Source organism: Turicibacter bilis (assembly GCF_024499055.1).
Classification (GTDB): Bacteria; Bacillota_I; Bacilli_A; order MOL361; family Turicibacteraceae; genus Turicibacter; species Turicibacter bilis.
Genome location: NZ_CP071249.1, coordinates 2,433,928 through 2,451,921 on the forward strand (window position 1 = coordinate 2,433,928; position 17,994 = coordinate 2,451,921).

Below are 17,994 nucleotides of genomic sequence, written 5' to 3' on the forward strand. Positions count from 1 at the left end.
ATAACTGTTCTTGAAGTGACGATTTCGTCATCTTTATTAAAAATGATGCGATATTTTGTCGAATTTGAAAAATAATATTATAAGAAAGGAGGATATGTATGTTTAAACCGAAACACGTTTATATCGAAAAAGAAGCATTAGATTATACACTAGGGAAAGAGTTAAAAAAGCAGTTTGAAGATATGCAGATTCCTGTCGATATTCTGGAAAGTAATCGTGTGAACTTTTTACGTGGGAAAAGTGTGCAAGAAAAGTATGAAATAGGGAAGCGAGTTCTTGTCATTGGCGTACGCCGTACTCTTGAATTTCAATCATGTAAGCCATCTGCACATTATCAACTGCCACTCGTGACAGGTTGCATTGGAAAATGTGAGTACTGTTATTTGAATACGAATTTAAAAGATAAGCCATTCACACGTATCTATGTGAATATTGATGATATTTTAAAAAAAGCAAAACGATATATTCAAACTGGAAAGTTTAGACCAACTATCTTTGAAGGGTCCGCAACATCTGATCCCATTCCTGTTGAACCATATACACATGCTTTAGCTAAATCGATTGAGTACTTTGGGAAACAGCCCGATGCAAGACTCCGCTTCGTCACTAAATTTACTGATGTTGACGATTTACTTTATTTAAAACATAATGAGAAAACAGAAATTAGATTTTCCATTAATACAGATACGGTCATTGAAAGTTTTGAACATGGGACACCACGTGTAAAACAGCGTATTGAAGCAGCACGAAAAGTCATTAAAGCAGGATATCCTGTCGGTTTTTTAATTGCCCCTGTGTTCATCTATCCAAACTGGAAAGAAGACTATCTGATGCTAATTAAAATGCTAAAAAATTATTTACCAAATGAAGAACTGAAACATCCAATCACCTTTGAAATCATATCCCATCGCTTTACTCCAACCGCTAAAAATCATATTTTGCAAGTCTTTGAAGAAAGTAAACTTCCGATGGATGAATCGGAACGTACCTATAAATATGGTCAATTTGGTTATGGAAAATATGTCTATTCAAAAGAAGTTATCGCTGAAATCAAAGAACTCTTTGAATTCGGATTAAAACATCTTCCATTTCCTTATGAAATTAAGTATATTATCTAGTTGTAGAAGGGAAAATTTTATTTATATTCTGAGTCTTTACCAGAAATAGCCCTTGATGATTTTTTCTATTAAAACGATGAATTTAAGTGTTAAAATGAGTTGTTTTCCATATAATTTAAACGTCATTTTAAATAAGAAAATATTTTTTTAAAATCAACAATGCGTTTGGGTGATGAGCTTATAGTCTTTAAATATTTTCAAATTAATTATTTTTGTAAAACGCTATCCCAAATCTTTACAAATAGATATTCGCATGATATGATGATGGTAAGGATTGTAACTGGTTAGGCAGGCAAAACCCACTTCTATAGGGAGGGTTTTGCCTTTTTTTTATATTCATTTCGAGGTCAGATTGATGATGGGAGAGGAAGATAGATGTATATTGAAAAAGTATTAAATAATAATGCATTTATATCTTTAGATGAAAATGGCGATGAAATAATTGTAATGGGAAAAGGAATTGCTTTTGGAAAGAAAGGAAATCAAAAAGTTGATTTAACCAACTTAAATTACAAAATATTTTCGTGTAAAAATAAGAATATTAATAATAAATTAATTAGTATTGTCTCTGACTTATCACAGGAATATATTTTGTTAACTCGGAAAATTATTTTAACATTTGAAAAAGAATATAATAAAAAGTTAAATGAAATTATTTACGTAAGTTTAACGGAACATATTCATGGTGCGATTGAACGTTATCACCAAGGAATTCAAGTTAAAAATCCATTATTAATGGAAATTAAACGATTATTTGCTGATGAATACGAAATTGGTCGAAGAGCATTAGAAATGATTCATCAGGATTTCGGAGTTTTATTTGAAGAAGATGAAGCAGGGTATATTGCTTATCATATTGTGAATGCTGAACTTAATAATGATATGATAAATATTGCAAATATTACTAAAGTAATGCAGCAAGTTTTAAGTGTTATTAAATATCACTTTAAAGTAGAGTTTAATGAAGAGTCTAGTACGTATTATCGTTTCATTACACATTTAAAATTTTTTGCACAACGTGTTTTTAGTAATGCTGTTTATGAAGAAGAAGATACGGAATTATTCTTCATTTTAAAAGAAAAGTATCATGAGAGTTATGAATGCGTTTTAAAAATAAAAGAATTAATCGAGCATGAATATAATTATGATTTATCATTAGAGGAGCAATTATATTTAATGATTCATATTGAACGAATTAGAACAAAAGCAACAATTTAAGATAGTTAATAATGCTGGATAATCCATCAGCTTATTATATATAGTAAGATTGTAACTACGCTATAGATGAAAATCTATATATGTAGGCAAAACTTCATTTGATTTTTAAATGAATGGAGGAAGAAAAAATGGATTATAAGAAATTAGCTGAAAGAATTCTTGAAAAACTTGGAGGAAAGGAGAATGTAGAATCTGTTGTTCACTGTATGACAAGACTTCGCTTTGTATTAAAAGATGAAAGTCAAGTGGATGATGAGCAGGTGAAAAAGATTAAAGGTGTGATTGGGGTCATGAAAAAAAGTGGCCAATATCAAATTATTATTGGTAATGAAGTGGCGTCAGTTTATAAAGAAATTTGTGCGCTTGGTAATTTCAAAGAAAAAACATCGGCAAAAAAAATAGAGAAAAAAAATCAAAATATCATTTCTGAAATGTTAGATATCATTTCAAGTGTTATGTCGCCCGTTATCCCAGCCATTATTGGAGCGGCGATGATCAAAGTTTTATTAACTGTTTTACCGATGATAGGGATATTAAGTAACACAAGTCAAACTTATGAACTGTTATCAGTTATTGGAGATGGAGCTTTCTTCTTCATGCCAGTATTAATTGGAATGTCAGCTGCAAAACGATTTAATGCTAATCCATATTATGCCGTGAGTATTGCACTGATTATTTTACATCCAAACTTTATCTCTCTTTTAAAGGGAGCAAATGAAGCAGGACAAACAGTCAAGTTCTTTAACTTAATCCCAGTTACTTATGCTAATTATTCTTATTCAGTTATTCCGATTATTTTATCAGTAGCAGTCTTACCTTATATTGAACAATTTGTTGATAAAATTACGCCAAAAATTACAAAAAACTTCTTAAAACCAATGTTAGTGATGTTATTTATTGCACCAATCGTTATGGTTGTCATTGGTCCACTAGGAGCTATCTTTGGTGATATGTTATCAACTGCTGTTTATTTTATTCAAGATAAGTTAGGTTTTATTGCAGTTGGATTAGTAGCGGCTGTCTTCCCGTTTGTGGTTATGACAGGAATGCATCATGCCTTTACACCAATTAAATTAGGAGTTTTAGCCACAACAGGATTTGAAGGATTTATTTGTATTGCAGAATTCTGTGCAAATATGGCCCAAGGAGCGGCAGCATTAGCGGTATCAATCAAATCAAAAAATTCTGATATTAAACAGAGCGCAGGGTCATCAGCATTTTCGGCTTTAGTTGCAGGAATTACAGAACCTGCTTTATACGGAACGAACTTACGATTTAAAAAACCAATGATCGGAGCTTGTTTAGGAGGATTAATGGGGGGATTAGTCGGTGGTTTCTTCCAAATGAAATGTTATGGAGTAGCAACACCAGCAATTGTAACCATTCCACAATATCTTGAAGAAGGAAATCCGCAAAGCTTTTTATATATTTTAATCACGTTAGGGGTAACAGTTGTTTCAACCTTTATTATTACTTATGTGATTGGATTCGAAGATCCGGTTGAAGAAGATGATGAAGAAATGTTAGAAGAGAAAGTTACGATTCCTTTAAATACAGGATTAAATATTGTGAGCCCTTTAGAAGGACATATGATTGAGTTATCACAAGTAAATGATGTCACTTTCTCTAGTGGAGTAATGGGAAATGGTGTTGCCATTATCCCGACAAAAGGTCAAGTTGTTGCTCCATTTGATGGAACAATAGATGTCTTTTTCAAGACACACCATGCCATTGGATTAAGAAGTGAGACAGGGGTTGAGTTATTAATCCATGTTGGATTAGATACTGTTAACTTAGAAGGAAAATACTTCACACCTCATAGAAAGCAAGGAGATACTATTAAGACAGGTGATGTGATTTTAGAGTTTGATATTGAAAAAATTAAAAAAGCAGGATATGAATTAGTAACGCCAATTATCATCACAAATAGTCAACAGTTTATGGATATAATTGTTAAGAAAAAAGATGTTGTAACAGCCAATGATCAAGTATTAGCTATTATTTAATGAGGAGGATATAGTAATGACAAGCTTTAAAATGCCGAAAGATTTTTTATGGGGGAGTGCTTCTGCTGCTTATCAAGTGGAAGGTGCTTACTTAGAAGATGGAAAGGGTCTTTCTAACTGGGATCAATTTGTTAGAATTGAAGGAAAAACATATAAAGGAACAACAGGTGATGTGGCAGTTGATCACTATCACCGTTTCAAAGAAGATGTGAAGCTCATGGCAGAAATGGGACTTAAAACGTATCGTTTTTCAATTTCATGGCCACGTGTTATTCCGACTGGAAATGGCGAAGTTAATGAAGCAGGATTAAAGTTTTATGAAGACTTAATTGATGAATGTCTAAAATATAACATTGAGCCAATGGTAACGATTTTTCATTGGGATCTTCCACAAGCTTTAGTGGATCAATATAATGGATTTGAAGATCGACGTATTATTGATGACTTTGTCAATTATTCAAAAGTTTTATTTGAGCGATTTGGAAGTAAAGTTAAGTACTGGATTACATTAAATGAACAAAATGTATTTACATCATTAGGGTGGTTAACGGCGATGCATCCACCAGGAAAATTCAATGATGAAAAAACTTTCTACCAAGCAAATCATCATGCTTTTATGGCGCATGCAAAAACAGTCTTATTATTTAAACAAATGATTCCAAGTGGAAAAATTGGAGCAAGTTTTTCTTATAGTCCGAGTTATTCAATCGATTGTAATCCAATCAATGCAATGTCTAAAATGGACTTTGATGATATGAAAAACTTCTGGTGGATGGATATGTATGCTTATGGACGTTATCCAAAATCAACGTTTGTTTATTTACAAAAGAAAGGAATTGCTCCACAGTTTGAAAATGAAGATGAGCAAATTTTAAAAGAAGCCGCTTCAAAAATTGACTTTATGGGAGTCAATTATTATCAAACAAGTGTATGTGAATATAATCCAATCAATGGAGTTACACCTTATGGAACATTTAATACCACAGGTGTGAAAGGTTCAGGTCAAGTTACAGGGCAACCAGGACTATTTAAAAATCCATCTAACCCTTACTTAAAAACAACAGACTGGGACTGGACCATCGATCCAATGGGATTACGTTATGGATTACGAGAAATTACAAGCCGTTACAACTTGCCAATTATTATTTCTGAAAATGGATTAGGTGCTTTCGATAAAAAAGAAGAGGATGGTTCAATTCATGATCCATATCGAATTGCCTTCTTAAAAGAACACATTGAAGAATTGAAAATTGCTATGGCAGAAGGATGTGAAGTCATCGCTTATTGTACATGGTCCTTTACTGACTTATTAAGTTGGTTAAATGGCTACCAAAAACGTTATGGTTTTGTCTATGTTGACCGAGAAGAAGAGGAAGAAGGAGCAACATTAAACCGCTACAAAAAGGATAGTTACTATTGGTATAAAGAAGTCATTGCTTCAAATGGAGAAAATTTATAATTAAGATCGACAGTTTCAAAAGAGTTATCCAATCATCACTTGAAATTAAAAAGAAAAGCTGTGTTAGACATCCTTGTTGGTAGTCAATCACTTCATACCAATAGTTATGAGTTCTTATTTTTGAAAATTTTGCTCCCTCCAAGTAGGAAAAGAGTAAATAATAATATTTTCGTCTAACAGAGCCAAAGGAAAAAGACGCCGTTTTTTAAAACGGCGTCTTTTCATGCTAAGTCATCCTTATAAAAGATAGAACTAAGAAGAGCACTACAATGACAATGAGAAATCTAACTATTTTTTGATTAACGGTTTTAGATTTTCAACCAATAAGTGTTCCTAAGAAAGCTAAAATAGTATAAACAAATACCGAGATTAAAAAGCTATTATTAAATACGATAAAGGTTAGAATTACCCAAAGTAAAAAAATAAAACTAACCACTAAGCCAATGTAACTTAACGAAATAACATTGGGCCAAAACCTCTCGTTTTTTCTCTTACCTGTTTGGGTTCTGGTTGCCTGTTTATAGTTTTAGTCAAATATAAAGTGGGGATTATCTTAATCTTGAAATTTCATTGTGTCTTCTACTTTTTTCTTAATCAAGTTCAGTTTCAAATCTTTATTGATATAATAGGTTTTTTTATGGTGATGGAGTTCTTGATCAAGTCCAGTCAACTTGATAGAAAAATATTTCACCTAGCTCAACGTAAGATTAATTAATAACAAGGCAATCAGAATTTGTACACCTCTTCCCCTTCTTTAATTGAAACCTGACTTTATTATACTAGATAAGTGCGGTTAAAATATGTAATAAATAAAAAGCTCATAAGAATACATTGATCCTTATGAGCTTTCGAATTAATACAATCCAGTATAATTAATAATTTTTTGATTAATATTCATCACACCACTGGTTGGGGTATAGCGATCAGTTCCATAAACTTTATCGTGCCACTCAATTACATTTTCCTCTAATGTCGTTGGTACTAAGTAGTATAGTCCATCACTTAACTTTTCTCCATAACTTAATTCTGTTTGTGGTAACTGAACTTGTTCGATTTCACGCTCTCCACTTAATAATAGTTGAGTTCCAAGCGAAATAATTTCATTTGTTGTTAAATTTGTTTGAATATAAGGTAAGAAATCATTCATTAATCCAAGTAATTTGACCTTATTGTACGAGAAGGCTTTTTGTGCGACTAATGTAATCACTCGACGTTGACGTTCCATACGTTCATAGTCCCCGTTTCCTACTTTACGAATACGCATATAAGCGACCGCTTGACGACCATTTAATGTTTGTAACCCTGTACCTTCAAGTAAGTTTGCTTCTTCACCACTAACTTCGACATTCATCTCAGCAATGACACGATTTAACTCTTGAAGTTCATAATCTTGTACATCGACTTCGACCCCACCAAGTTTATTAATAATATATTCAACTGCGTTAAAGTTTACAGTAACATATTTTTGAATGTCTAAATCAAAGTTTTGGTTAATAGCTTGAACAGCGAGTGTTGGTCCACCATAAGCATACGCATGATTAATTTTCTCAAACCCGTGATCTTCATTAATATAAGCAAATGTATCACGAACAACTGATGTTAGATAAGCTTGATTTGTCTTGCTATTGAATGAGAAGACCATCATCGCATCAGAACGAGTATTTGTGTAAGCATCATCACGTGAATCTACTCCAAATAAAGCAATATTCATGACACCCATTCCCTTTTTCAAATCTAAAACTTCTTGAGAAACATTTAAATCTTCTAACTCTTCACGATCGATTCGAGATAACATCATGTGCGCAGCCCCATAAACAGCCCCACCTAAAAGTAATAAAACTAATATAAAAATTAAAACACCCTTTAAACAACCATATTTTTTCTTACTTTTCTTTTGTTTAACCTTTTCTTGATTAGGATTTATAGTTTCCTTACTCATCATCTTCACCTAGTTTCTAAAATAGTGTTAGTATCTTAAACTACAACATTTTATAATATGCGACAGGTCATTACAATATTAAAACTTGCGCATTAAATATTTTTTTACAAAATTTATGTAGTTATAACCATGAAATTATAAAAAATCTAAAAAATTGGTCATTGGTCGACTATCCTAAGTATGTTACAATGAAAGAAATTATGAAAAATGGAGCGGATTAAATGTCAACTATTGAATTATTAGCACCAGTTGGTCATCGTGAAGGATTACTAGCGGCCGTTACAAACGGAGCTGATGCCATCTATGTAGGTGGAGCAGCCTTTGGAGCACGAAAAGAAGCAGCATTTACAAATGAAGAACTAATCGAAGTCATTAAATTTAGCCATCTACATAACGTTAAAGTCTATGTTACTGTTAATACAACCATCTTTGATCAAGAATTAGAAGCATTAAAAGAATATATTCACTTTCTATATTTAAATGATGTCGATGCTATCATCGTTCAAGATATCGGGGTTGCTCACTTAGTCAAACAAATGTATCCAGACTTTGAACTCCACTTTAGTACCCAAATGACACTTCATAACACAAAAGGTGTCGAATTTGCTAAACAATTTGGAGCAGACCGCGTTGTTGTGGCACGTGAAAATACATTAGAAGAAATTAAAGCCATGAAACAGGCAGCGGACATTGACTTGGAAGTATTTGTTCACGGAGCTCTTTGTGTTTGTTATTCAGGACAATGTTTAATGAGTAGTATGATTGGTGCTCGAAGCGGAAACCGTGGAGCCTGTGCTCAAACATGTCGCCTTCCATACGAACTTGTCGATTTATCAAGTGGAGAAACACTTGATTCAAATGTCGGAGACTTTCTATTAAGTCCTAAAGACTTAAAAACCATTGATGAAATTGGGGAACTTATCGAAGCGGGAGTCACTTCATTTAAAATCGAAGGACGTCTAAAAAAACCAGAATATGTCGCGACAGTTGTTAAAGCTTATCGTGAAGCTATCGATCAATATGTAGAAACCCGCCGAGTTAAAATCTCAAAACAAACTCATGCAGACATGGATCAAATTTTTAGTCGTGGATTTACGAAAGGATTCTTATTTGGAGACAAAGGTCTCAATTGGATGAGCGCCGATCGTCCAAATCACAAAGGAATCTTAATCGGAGAAGTTGTTAATGTCAAAGGAAAACGAGTTACGATTAATCTTAAATCACCACTCGAAGTTGGAGACGGCTTACGCTTCGTCGGATTAAACAGCAAAGATCAAGGATTACAAGTTCAAAAAATGTTTGTTAAAGGAAATGATGTGAAACTTGCGAATCCAGGTAACGTTGATTTAGATGCACCATTCCCAGTATCAAAAGGCATGAAAGTTTATAAAACAACATCCGTTTCTTTAGCTAAACGCGTTGAAGTAACAGAAAAATCAGTTCCTAAAATTGATATCTATGGTGAAGTGAGTGCCAAACTAGGTGAACCATTAAAAATCATGGCCTGGGATAATGACTCAAACATGGTCACAGTTGAAACAGAAGAAGTGTTTGAAACAGCAACGAACACCCCATTAAGTCAAGATCGTTTAAAACAACAACTTGAAAAAACAGGAAGTACCGCATTCTCGTTTGCATACATCAATATTAATATGGATGAAGGTATTACCATGCCTATTTCAATCATTAACAAAATCCGACGTGAACTATTAGAAAAGCTTGAAAAAAGTCGTACGCAACATCATGCCGGTCGCCAACGTCGAGAAATCCAACCAACCGTTTCTAACTTAGACACAACAACCATCACCCCACAACTCACAGTTAGTGTCCGAAACATCAAACAGCTACAAACTGTCCTTAACCACAACATTGAAACCATCTATTATAAGGATATCAAAACACTGAAAAAGGCAGTTGAACTAGGAACAGCACACGGCGTAACCATCATTCCTCAACTGCCACGTATCATTGATGACTCTGAAATCGAGCAAGCAACACAAATCATCGAAAGCTTACCACTTCAAACCATCATGCTTGGTGAATACGGAATGTATCACGCCCTACAAAACAAAGGCTATACTTTCCTAACAGACTTTGCTTTTAACACAAATAACGTTCAAAGTATCCAAGCTTTAAAACAACTAGGTGTATCACAAGTCACATTATCTTATGAAATTAACCAAAAACAATTACGTGGACTCGTTAAACAATCTCCACTTCCAACAGAAATGATTGTCTACACACGTATTCCAATGATGATTACAAAGCACTGCCCAGTCAAACTTTTAAATCAACAAGAATTCTGTCGCATGTGCTTAAGCACACCATTCGGCCTACGTGACCGCAAAAATAAAATCTTACCATTACTTCGCACTGGAAACTGCATCACAGAAATCTTCAACTCACAACACCTGATTCTCATCGAATTCTTATCAGAATTACAAAAGATGGGTGTTCAAAGTTTCCGCTTAGAATTCACAAATGAAAACGAAGCAACTATGACCCAAGCAATTCATGCTTACCAAACAGCCCTTCAAACAGGTAAAGTTGATTCTGACTGGCTTGCCCAGTACAAGAACTCAGATGATTACACAAAAGGACATTACCATCGCGGAGTTTGTATATAATAAAAAAAAATCCCCATAATAGAAAAAGTTAAACTTTTCTGAAGGGGATTTTTTTATGTTGCAAGTGTTGCTATCTTTATTATTAGCCGCCTTATTTTATGTGGTCCTACTCATATGTTATAAAATCATGGGTAAACGTGAAGTTAACCAACTAAGTACGGTAGATGTTGTTATCAATATTTTAATTGCCAATGTCGCAGCAGGTGGAATTGTTGAAGAACAATACTGGTTAGATGCACTCGGTGGTGTACTAGTTATCGTTGCTCTTCAAATTATAATGGCTAAAATTCAGATTAATCATCCCAAAGCACGTGATGTTGTTGAAGGCGAACCATCGATGGTCATTAAAAATGGAAGCGTCGATTACGGTGAATTAAAAAAACTCCGTATTGATCTCGATGACTTTATGATGCTACTTCGTGGACAAAACATAGTAGCTCCGGAAGACGTTCAGTACGGAATTATTGAGAAAAATGGGAAACTCACTATCTTTGAAAAGAAATTACCAACTAAAACTTTCCCATTAGCACTCGTTATTTCAGGACAAATCAAACCTAAGGCACTTCAAAGCTTAGGGAAGAATGAAGAGTGGTTAATGACACAATTAGAAAATCATCAATTTTATAAACTAGAGCAAGTAGATTATCTTTTTTATGAAGAACATAAACTAGTTATTTATACAAAACAAGGCATTCAAAAGCTTACATTAAAATAAGTGTCGTGAAATCACGACACTTATTCTTTATCATTGAAATCATTAAATAATGAAACACGATCTCCATTAGATAATGCATTTAACATATTTTGTTTTGCCATTGGGAACTCAGCATATAATTTCTTTAATAATTGCTTCACATCTTCGCGACTTGTGTGCTTATCCATAGGGCAAGTACTTGGCACAATAGGAACATGACGATTTGCTGCCGCAATAATATCATCTTCATAGCAATAAACAAGTGGACGAATAAACGTTACGTCTGTACGATCTAAGTACATTTTTGGTTTGAATGTTGATAAGAACCCGTTGTAAATTGTATTCATTACTAACGTCTCAACTGCATCATCAGCATGATGCGCCATCGAAATCTTATTACATCCAAGCTCAGTGCCTTTCTTAATTAAGATAGCCTTCTTGAACTTAGAGCATAGTGAGCAAGGAATCTTTCCATCTGGAGTTCCATTTAACTTTAAGATTTCATAAACTTCAGTATCTACTAAATGATACTCAATTCCATGTTTCTCACAGAATTCAACAACAGGATTAAAATCCATGCCAGGGAAACCTAGCTTTAACGTAATCCCCACTAACTCAAACTTAACAGGAGCAAACTTTTGATATAAATGTAGAGCGTATAATAACGCCATACTATCTTTTCCACCACTTACCCCAACAGCGATTTTATCACCATCTTCGATTAAAGAAAAATCTCGATCTGCTTTTCGGATACAACCTAAGATCTTTTTCATAACACTCACCGACCTTTCGGTAGACATTATAACGAATAAACTCAAAAAAAACAATCATCTGACAAACTTATTTAATATGGTAAAATAAACAAAAAGGAGAGAATAAGAAGTCATGAAACGAAACCATCTCATCGTATTCATCACCGTACTGATTATATCAATAGCTTGTGGATATTGGATTACAAAAACCGATCGCTACAAAAACTATCGTCAACTCCAATTTCTAGAATCCGTTGTTAAAAATACACTTCATCAAAATGGATACGCTGTTGAATTAAACGGCGAGTATAACATTTTAGGATATGAAATGAACCTTGCAGGGGAGGGGGCATTTTCACAGAATTCAGATGATTCAATTTTATATATGACTTATTTAATGAAGTTAAATGGCAAAGGTGTTTCACCAATGACAGTAGAATTAACTCAGTATATTGACCTAAATTCAAAAATACATTATATGAATATAAATCATGGACAATGGTTTAAAGAAATATCAAATGGCTCATTAACTATATTTCAAAAGATTCCTAAACTTTTCAAAAAGTCTAAATTTGAAAATTCAGATGATTGGATAGAAATAATAGATGATAGAGAGCAGGATCAGATAGTAGAATTGAAACTTCCACTATCTGAGGCAGACTTTTTAACAAAACAACTAATAAGTAATGTGTTAAATGTCTCTAATGATATTAATCTTGATCAATTGATGCAAAAAGCAAAGAGTGTAAACTATAGAATAAGAATAAATAAGCAAGAACAACAGATCACTCATATGGATATTGATTATAGTAATGGAATTCAAGAGTTAATTAGAAACTTAGCACTTGATTATCCTAATTTATTTTTGCAACTTCCAAGTGAAGAGGTTGAAGCAATGTCCTTTAAGTTATCGGTTAATCTATTAAATTCAAATGAAATTATTCAAATACCGATTGAGGTAAAAAATAAAGCTGTTTCTATTTCTGACTTAAAATAATAAAACATTTAAAAACTTCAAAAAATGTCGAACAGATTGTATATGTTTGTCGAAACTACACATATTAAGATTGTCAGGAGGTGACAAACATGTCAAACCAATCAAATAGCAATAAATTAGTCGTACCAGGTGCACAAGCAGCAATCGATAACATGAAAGCAGAGATTGCCAATGAATTTGGTGTTCAATTAGGAGCAGATGCAACAGCTCGTCAAAATGGTTCAGTTGGTGGAGAAATCACTAAACGATTAGTAGCGATGGCTCAACAACAATTAGGACAAACAAAATAGTTATTCAAAAATATATGCACAATAAAGGGGAGAACTCGATTCTCCTCTTTTTATATTTTTAATAAACTATTTTCAAATAAAAACAAATATTATGTATTAATTTGTCGAAACTGCACATATTAAGATTGTCAGGAGGTGATAAACATGTCAAACCAATCAAACAACAATAGATTAGTCGTACCAGGTGCACAAGCAGCAATCGATAACATGAAAGCAGAGATTGCTAATGAATTTGGTGTTCAATTAGGAGCAGATACAACAGCTCGTCAAAATGGTTCAGTTGGTGGAGAAATCACTAAACGCTTAGTAGCGATGGCTCAACAACAATTAGGACAAACAAAATAATAACACTATTAAAAACTAATCAACACGACTACAAACTACATCAAAACGAAAAAACGATCTTTAAAAGATCGTTTTTTTGTTAAATTAAAAGCATAGGTTATAATAACTGACATGGTATTAAATCTTAGATATAATTATAGAAAAAGGAGGAAATAATATGAATATTTTAATTTATCCAAAATGTACAACATGTAAAAAAGCAGTAAAGTGGTTAAAAGATAACAATGTAGAGGCAGAAATCCGTCATATTGTAGAAGAACCATTATCTAAAGAAGAAATCAAACAATTACATCTAAAATCGGGAGAACCAATTAAAAAGTTCTTTAACACAAGTGGAATGAAATACCGTGAATTAGGCTTAAAAGATAAACTTTCAACTATGAGCGAAGAAGAGTGCTATGAACTATTAGCAAGCGATGGAATGCTAGTAAAACGTCCACTGGCATTCGATAACGAAAAAGTGACGCTAGGATTCAAAGAAGCGGTGTATGAAACATCATGGAAAAAATAAATCAAAACTTAATGAATGTAGACTATGAAAGTCTAAAAGAGATTTGGAAACAGGAGTGCTTAGTGATTACATTAGCCTATACTCCAACATGTGGGACATGTCATGTTGCAAAAAAAATGTTACAAGTAATTAAAGCAGCCATGCCGGATCTTAACATGACACAAATAAACTTAAATTACTATGGGGATATGGCGATTGACCTTGAAATAATGTCAGTGCCTTGCATAATGATTCATAAAAAAGGAAAGTGCGTTGAAAAAATCTATGCATTTGAATCTGTACCATTTTTGTATAAAAAAATAACTTCTTACCTTTAGTCTATGATTGATGCTAATATTTATGGTAAAATAATACATTAATAGGGAAAAATGAAATGTAGGGAAAGAAGGGATGAGAGGTGAATTATCCGGAAATTGGTCAAACAGTTGAAATACATAGTTATAAACATAACTCTAAAATTCATAGAATATGGCATGAAACTACAATTTTAGATATTTCAGATGAAGTTGTAATTGGGGCAAATAATAAAACATTAGTTATGGAAGCTGATGGGAGAACGTGGTATACACGAGAGCCAGCAGTCTGCTATTTCTATACCCAATATTGGTTTAATGTTTTATGTATGCTTCGTAAGGATGGGGTTTACTTCTATTGTAATTTAAGTTCCCCATTTGTTTACGATCAACAAACGATTAAATATATAGATTATGATTTAGATGTAAAAGTTTTTCCGGATTTAAGTTATAGGATTTTAGATGAGGATGAATATCACAAACATAGTAATGAAATGGGATATTCATTAGAGGTTCAAGAAATTATTAAGCAACAATTAGATATTCTTATAAATATGATTGAAACACGACGTGGGCCATTTGCACCTGGTTTTGCAGAACATTGGTACTACGTATATAAGAATCGATTATTGAAAAGGTGAGTGAGAACATGCGTGATCCAAGATTAGAAAAATTAGCTAAAACATTATTAGAGTATTCTAATAAAGTAGAAGCGGGACAACACGTCCTAATTAAAGGAAATATTTTAGCAAAACCATTAATTAAAGAATTAATTAAACATACATATCGTATTGGAGCCTATCCACATACAGAAATCTTAGATGATGAGATTGGTCGTGAATTATCTTTAGGGAATACAGAAGAAAGAATGGAGAAAGTAACTGGATGGAATCTTGAAAAATATAAAGATATTGATGCATTTATTTCCGTGTTTGCAGATGAAAATGATTCAGAATACAGTGATGTACCTACAGAAATTAAAGTTATGCAAGCAAGAGTCGGAAGACCAGTATCCAATTTGATTGTTAATACAAAACAATGGGTTTTATTAAATTATCCAACACCTTCTTTAGCGCAAAAAGCTAAAATGAGTTTGGAGCAATTTGAAGATTTTCTTTTAGATGTATGTCTAGTTGATTACTCAAAGATGAATGAAGCAATGAAGAATCTCAAGGCATTAATGGAAAGAACTGATAAAGTCCATATCACAGGACCAGGTACAGATTTAACTTTTTCAATTAAAGGATTACAAGCAATTCCTTGTGCAGGTGATTGTAATATTCCGGATGGAGAGGTATTTACCGCACCAGTGCGAGAAAGTGTAAATGGTATAATCCAATATAATACCCCAAGTCCATATCAAGGTACTGTCTTTAATAATGTAAAATTAGAGTTTAAAGATGGGAAAATCATAAACGCAACTGCAGATAATGATGTTGAACGATTGAACGAGATCTTTAATACGGATGAAGGGGCACGTTATGTTGGAGAATTTGCAATTGGTGTGAATCCTCTTATTAAACATCCAATGGGAGATATTTTGTTTGATGAAAAGATTGATGGAAGTTTACATTTCACTCCAGGTCAAGCATATGAGGGAGAAGCAGATAATGGAAATCGTTCAGCAATACATTGGGATTTAGTATTAATTCAAAGAGAAGAGTATGGTGGAGGATCAATCTACTTTGATGATGTTCTTATCAGGGAAAATGGTCGATTTGTTTTACCAGAGTTAGAATGCTTAAATCCTGAAAACTTAATTTAAGTAGATCAAGGGCCTACTAGGTCCTTTTATATTTTCAAAAAAATATATTTAAAAGTGTTGACATTGTGAAGTTATGATGATATTATAATCAAGTCGCCAACGACCGATGAAATAAATGTCGAAAACAAAAAAACTTTTAAAAAACGTTTGACAAATTTCGACAGGTATGATATTATTAAGAAGTCGCAAGAGCGATAACAAAAAATGAAACGAAATAAAAAGTTTCAAAAAAAAGTTTAAAAAGTGTTTGACAGAAAGAGACAGATGTGATAAACTAATAAAGTCGCCAAAACAAGGTGACACGAAGTTCTTTGAAAACTAAACAGAACGTCAACAAACATTTATTTAAGAATTAAGTTTCTTAAGGAAGCTTAGGATAAAAACAAACATTTAATTATGGAGAGTTTGATCCTGGCTCAGGATGAACGCTGGCGGCGTGCCTAATACATGCAAGTCGAGCGAACCACTTCGGTGGTGAGCGGCGAACGGGTGAGTAACACGTAGGTGATCTGCCCATCAGACGGGGACAACGATTGGAAACGATCGCTAATACCGGATAGGACGAAAGTTTAAAGGTGCTTCTGGCACCGCTGATGGATGAGCCTGCGGCGCATTAGCTAGTTGGTAGGGTAAAGGCCTACCAAGGCGACGATGCGTAGCCGACCTGAGAGGGTGAACGGCCACACTGGGACTGAGACACGGCCCAGACTCCTACGGGAGGCAGCAGTAGGGAATCTTCGGCAATGGGCGAAAGCCTGACCGAGCAACGCCGCGTGAATGATGAAGGCCTTCGGGTTGTAAAATTCTGTTATAAGGGAAGAACGACTTTAGTAGGAAATGGCTAGAGTGTGACGGTACCTTATGAGAAAGCCACGGCTAACTACGTGCCAGCAGCCGCGGTAATACGTAGGTGGCGAGCGTTATCCGGAATTATTGGGCGTAAAGAGCGCGCAGGTGGTTGATTAAGTCTGATGTGAAAGCCCACGGCTTAACCGTGGAGGGTCATTGGAAACTGGTCGACTTGAGTGCAGAAGAGGGAAGTGGAATTCCATGTGTAGCGGTGAAATGCGTAGAGATATGGAGGAACACCAGTGGCGAAGGCGGCTTCCTGGTCTGTAACTGACACTGAGGCGCGAAAGCGTGGGGAGCAAACAGGATTAGATACCCTGGTAGTCCACGCCGTAAACGATGAGTGCTAAGTGTTGGGGGTCGAACCTCAGTGCTGAAGTTAACGCATTAAGCACTCCGCCTGGGGAGTACGGTCGCAAGACTGAAACTCAAAGGAATTGACGGGGACCCGCACAAGCGGTGGAGCATGTGGTTTAATTCGAAGCAACGCGAAGAACCTTACCAGGTCTTGACATACCATTGACCGTTCTAGAGATAGGATTTTCCCTTCGGGGACAATGGATACAGGTGGTGCATGGTTGTCGTCAGCTCGTGTCGTGAGATGTTGGGTTAAGTCCCGCAACGAGCGCAACCCCTGTCGTTAGTTGCCAGCATTCAGTTGGGGACTCTAACGAGACTGCCAGTGACAAACTGGAGGAAGGTGGGGATGACGTCAAATCATCATGCCCCTTATGACCTGGGCTACACACGTGCTACAATGGTTGGTACAAAGAGAAGCGAAGCGGTGACGTGGAGCAAACCTCATAAAGCCAATCTCAGTTCGGATTGTAGGCTGCAACTCGCCTACATGAAGTTGGAATCGCTAGTAATCGCGAATCAGAATGTCGCGGTGAATACGTTCCCGGGTCTTGTACACACCGCCCGTCACACCACGAGAGTTTACAACACCCGAAGTCAGTGGCCTAACCGCAAGGAGGGAGCTGCCTAAGGTGGGGTAGATGATTGGGGTGAAGTCGTAACAAGGTATCCCTACCGGAAGGTGGGGATGGATCACCTCCTTTCTATGGAGAAAGAGACGTTCTGTTTAGTTTTGGAAGAATTTCTTCCAAAGTTGATCTTTGAAAACTAGAT

15 protein-coding genes and 1 rRNA gene are annotated in these 17,994 nt (G+C 34.7%); 14 read left to right on the forward strand and 2 right to left on the reverse strand.

What is annotated here, in order from left to right; genetic code table 11:
- The first annotated feature begins 98 nt into the window (after positions 1-98).
- The 4 genes from splB (at position 99) to J0J69_RS11740 (ending at position 5,801) form a co-directional block, all read left to right on the forward strand.
- The gene (gene splB / locus J0J69_RS11725) at positions 99-1,118 is read left to right on the forward strand and encodes a spore photoproduct lyase (RefSeq protein ID WP_212726111.1); all 1,020 of its coding nucleotides are present in this window, start codon (positions 99-101) and stop codon (positions 1,116-1,118) included.
- Between the two features lie 375 nt (positions 1,119-1,493).
- A complete protein-coding gene (gene licT, locus J0J69_RS11730; RefSeq protein ID WP_212726110.1) occupies positions 1,494-2,336 on the forward strand; it encodes a BglG family transcription antiterminator LicT in 843 nt (280 codons plus the stop codon).
- Positions 2,337-2,464: 128 nt separating this feature from the next.
- Positions 2,465-4,342, forward strand: a complete 1,878-nt coding sequence (locus J0J69_RS11735; RefSeq protein ID WP_055277336.1) for a beta-glucoside-specific PTS transporter subunit IIABC — start codon at positions 2,465-2,467, stop codon at positions 4,340-4,342.
- Between the two features lie 16 nt (positions 4,343-4,358).
- Entirely contained in the window at positions 4,359-5,801 is a 1,443-nt protein-coding gene (locus J0J69_RS11740) for a glycoside hydrolase family 1 protein (protein WP_055244876.1), read from the forward strand.
- Between the two features lie 853 nt (positions 5,802-6,654).
- Here the strand turns inward: J0J69_RS11740 and J0J69_RS11745 are convergent.
- Entirely contained in the window at positions 6,655-7,740 is a 1,086-nt protein-coding gene (locus tag J0J69_RS11745; protein WP_212724464.1) for an LCP family protein, read from the reverse strand.
- A 221-nt stretch (positions 7,741-7,961) separates the two neighbouring features.
- Here J0J69_RS11745 and J0J69_RS11750 point away from each other — a divergent pair, with 221 nt between their 5' ends.
- Together J0J69_RS11750 and J0J69_RS11755 are read left to right on the forward strand one after the other, a co-directional pair.
- The gene (locus tag J0J69_RS11750; protein WP_212726109.1) at positions 7,962-10,367 is read left to right on the forward strand and encodes a U32 family peptidase; all 2,406 of its coding nucleotides are present in this window, start codon (positions 7,962-7,964) and stop codon (positions 10,365-10,367) included.
- A 55-nt stretch (positions 10,368-10,422) separates the two neighbouring features.
- On the forward strand, positions 10,423-11,082 hold the full coding sequence (locus J0J69_RS11755) for a DUF421 domain-containing protein (RefSeq protein WP_055244870.1): 660 nt from the start codon (positions 10,423-10,425) through the stop codon (positions 11,080-11,082).
- Positions 11,083-11,102: 20 nt separating this feature from the next.
- Here the strand turns inward: J0J69_RS11755 and J0J69_RS11760 are convergent, their stop codons facing one another.
- The gene (locus tag J0J69_RS11760; RefSeq protein ID WP_055244868.1) at positions 11,103-11,834 is read right to left on the reverse strand and encodes a PP-loop family protein; all 732 of its coding nucleotides are present in this window, start codon (positions 11,832-11,834) and stop codon (positions 11,103-11,105) included.
- Positions 11,835-11,946: 112 nt separating this feature from the next.
- Between J0J69_RS11760 and J0J69_RS11765 the strand changes: the two genes are divergently transcribed.
- The 8 genes from J0J69_RS11765 (at position 11,947) to J0J69_RS11800 (ending at position 17,924) form a co-directional block, all read left to right on the forward strand.
- A complete protein-coding gene (locus J0J69_RS11765; RefSeq protein WP_212726108.1) occupies positions 11,947-12,810 on the forward strand; it encodes a hypothetical protein in 864 nt (287 codons plus the stop codon).
- Between the two features lie 89 nt (positions 12,811-12,899).
- Entirely contained in the window at positions 12,900-13,100 is a 201-nt protein-coding gene (locus tag J0J69_RS11770; protein WP_055277340.1) for an alpha/beta-type small acid-soluble spore protein, read from the forward strand.
- Between the two features lie 144 nt (positions 13,101-13,244).
- Positions 13,245-13,445: an alpha/beta-type small acid-soluble spore protein gene (locus J0J69_RS11775; RefSeq protein WP_212726107.1), complete on the forward strand. Its 201-nt coding sequence runs from the start codon at positions 13,245-13,247 to the stop codon at positions 13,443-13,445.
- A gap of 157 nt (positions 13,446-13,602) precedes the next feature.
- The gene (locus J0J69_RS11780) at positions 13,603-13,956 is read left to right on the forward strand and encodes an arsenate reductase family protein (protein ID WP_055244863.1); all 354 of its coding nucleotides are present in this window, start codon (positions 13,603-13,605) and stop codon (positions 13,954-13,956) included.
- Positions 13,944-14,273: a thioredoxin family protein gene (locus tag J0J69_RS11785; RefSeq protein WP_055277342.1), complete on the forward strand. Its 330-nt coding sequence runs from the start codon at positions 13,944-13,946 to the stop codon at positions 14,271-14,273. The genes J0J69_RS11780 and J0J69_RS11785 overlap by 13 nt, the downstream gene beginning before the upstream one ends.
- A gap of 80 nt (positions 14,274-14,353) precedes the next feature.
- On the forward strand, positions 14,354-14,890 hold the full coding sequence (locus tag J0J69_RS11790) for a DUF402 domain-containing protein (protein ID WP_055277344.1): 537 nt from the start codon (positions 14,354-14,356) through the stop codon (positions 14,888-14,890).
- 8 nt (positions 14,891-14,898) lie between these two features.
- Entirely contained in the window at positions 14,899-16,014 is a 1,116-nt protein-coding gene (locus tag J0J69_RS11795) for an aminopeptidase (RefSeq protein ID WP_055277346.1), read from the forward strand.
- A 393-nt stretch (positions 16,015-16,407) separates the two neighbouring features.
- A 16S ribosomal RNA gene (locus J0J69_RS11800) occupies positions 16,408-17,924 on the forward strand.
- The last annotated feature ends 70 nt before the right edge of the window (positions 17,925-17,994 follow it).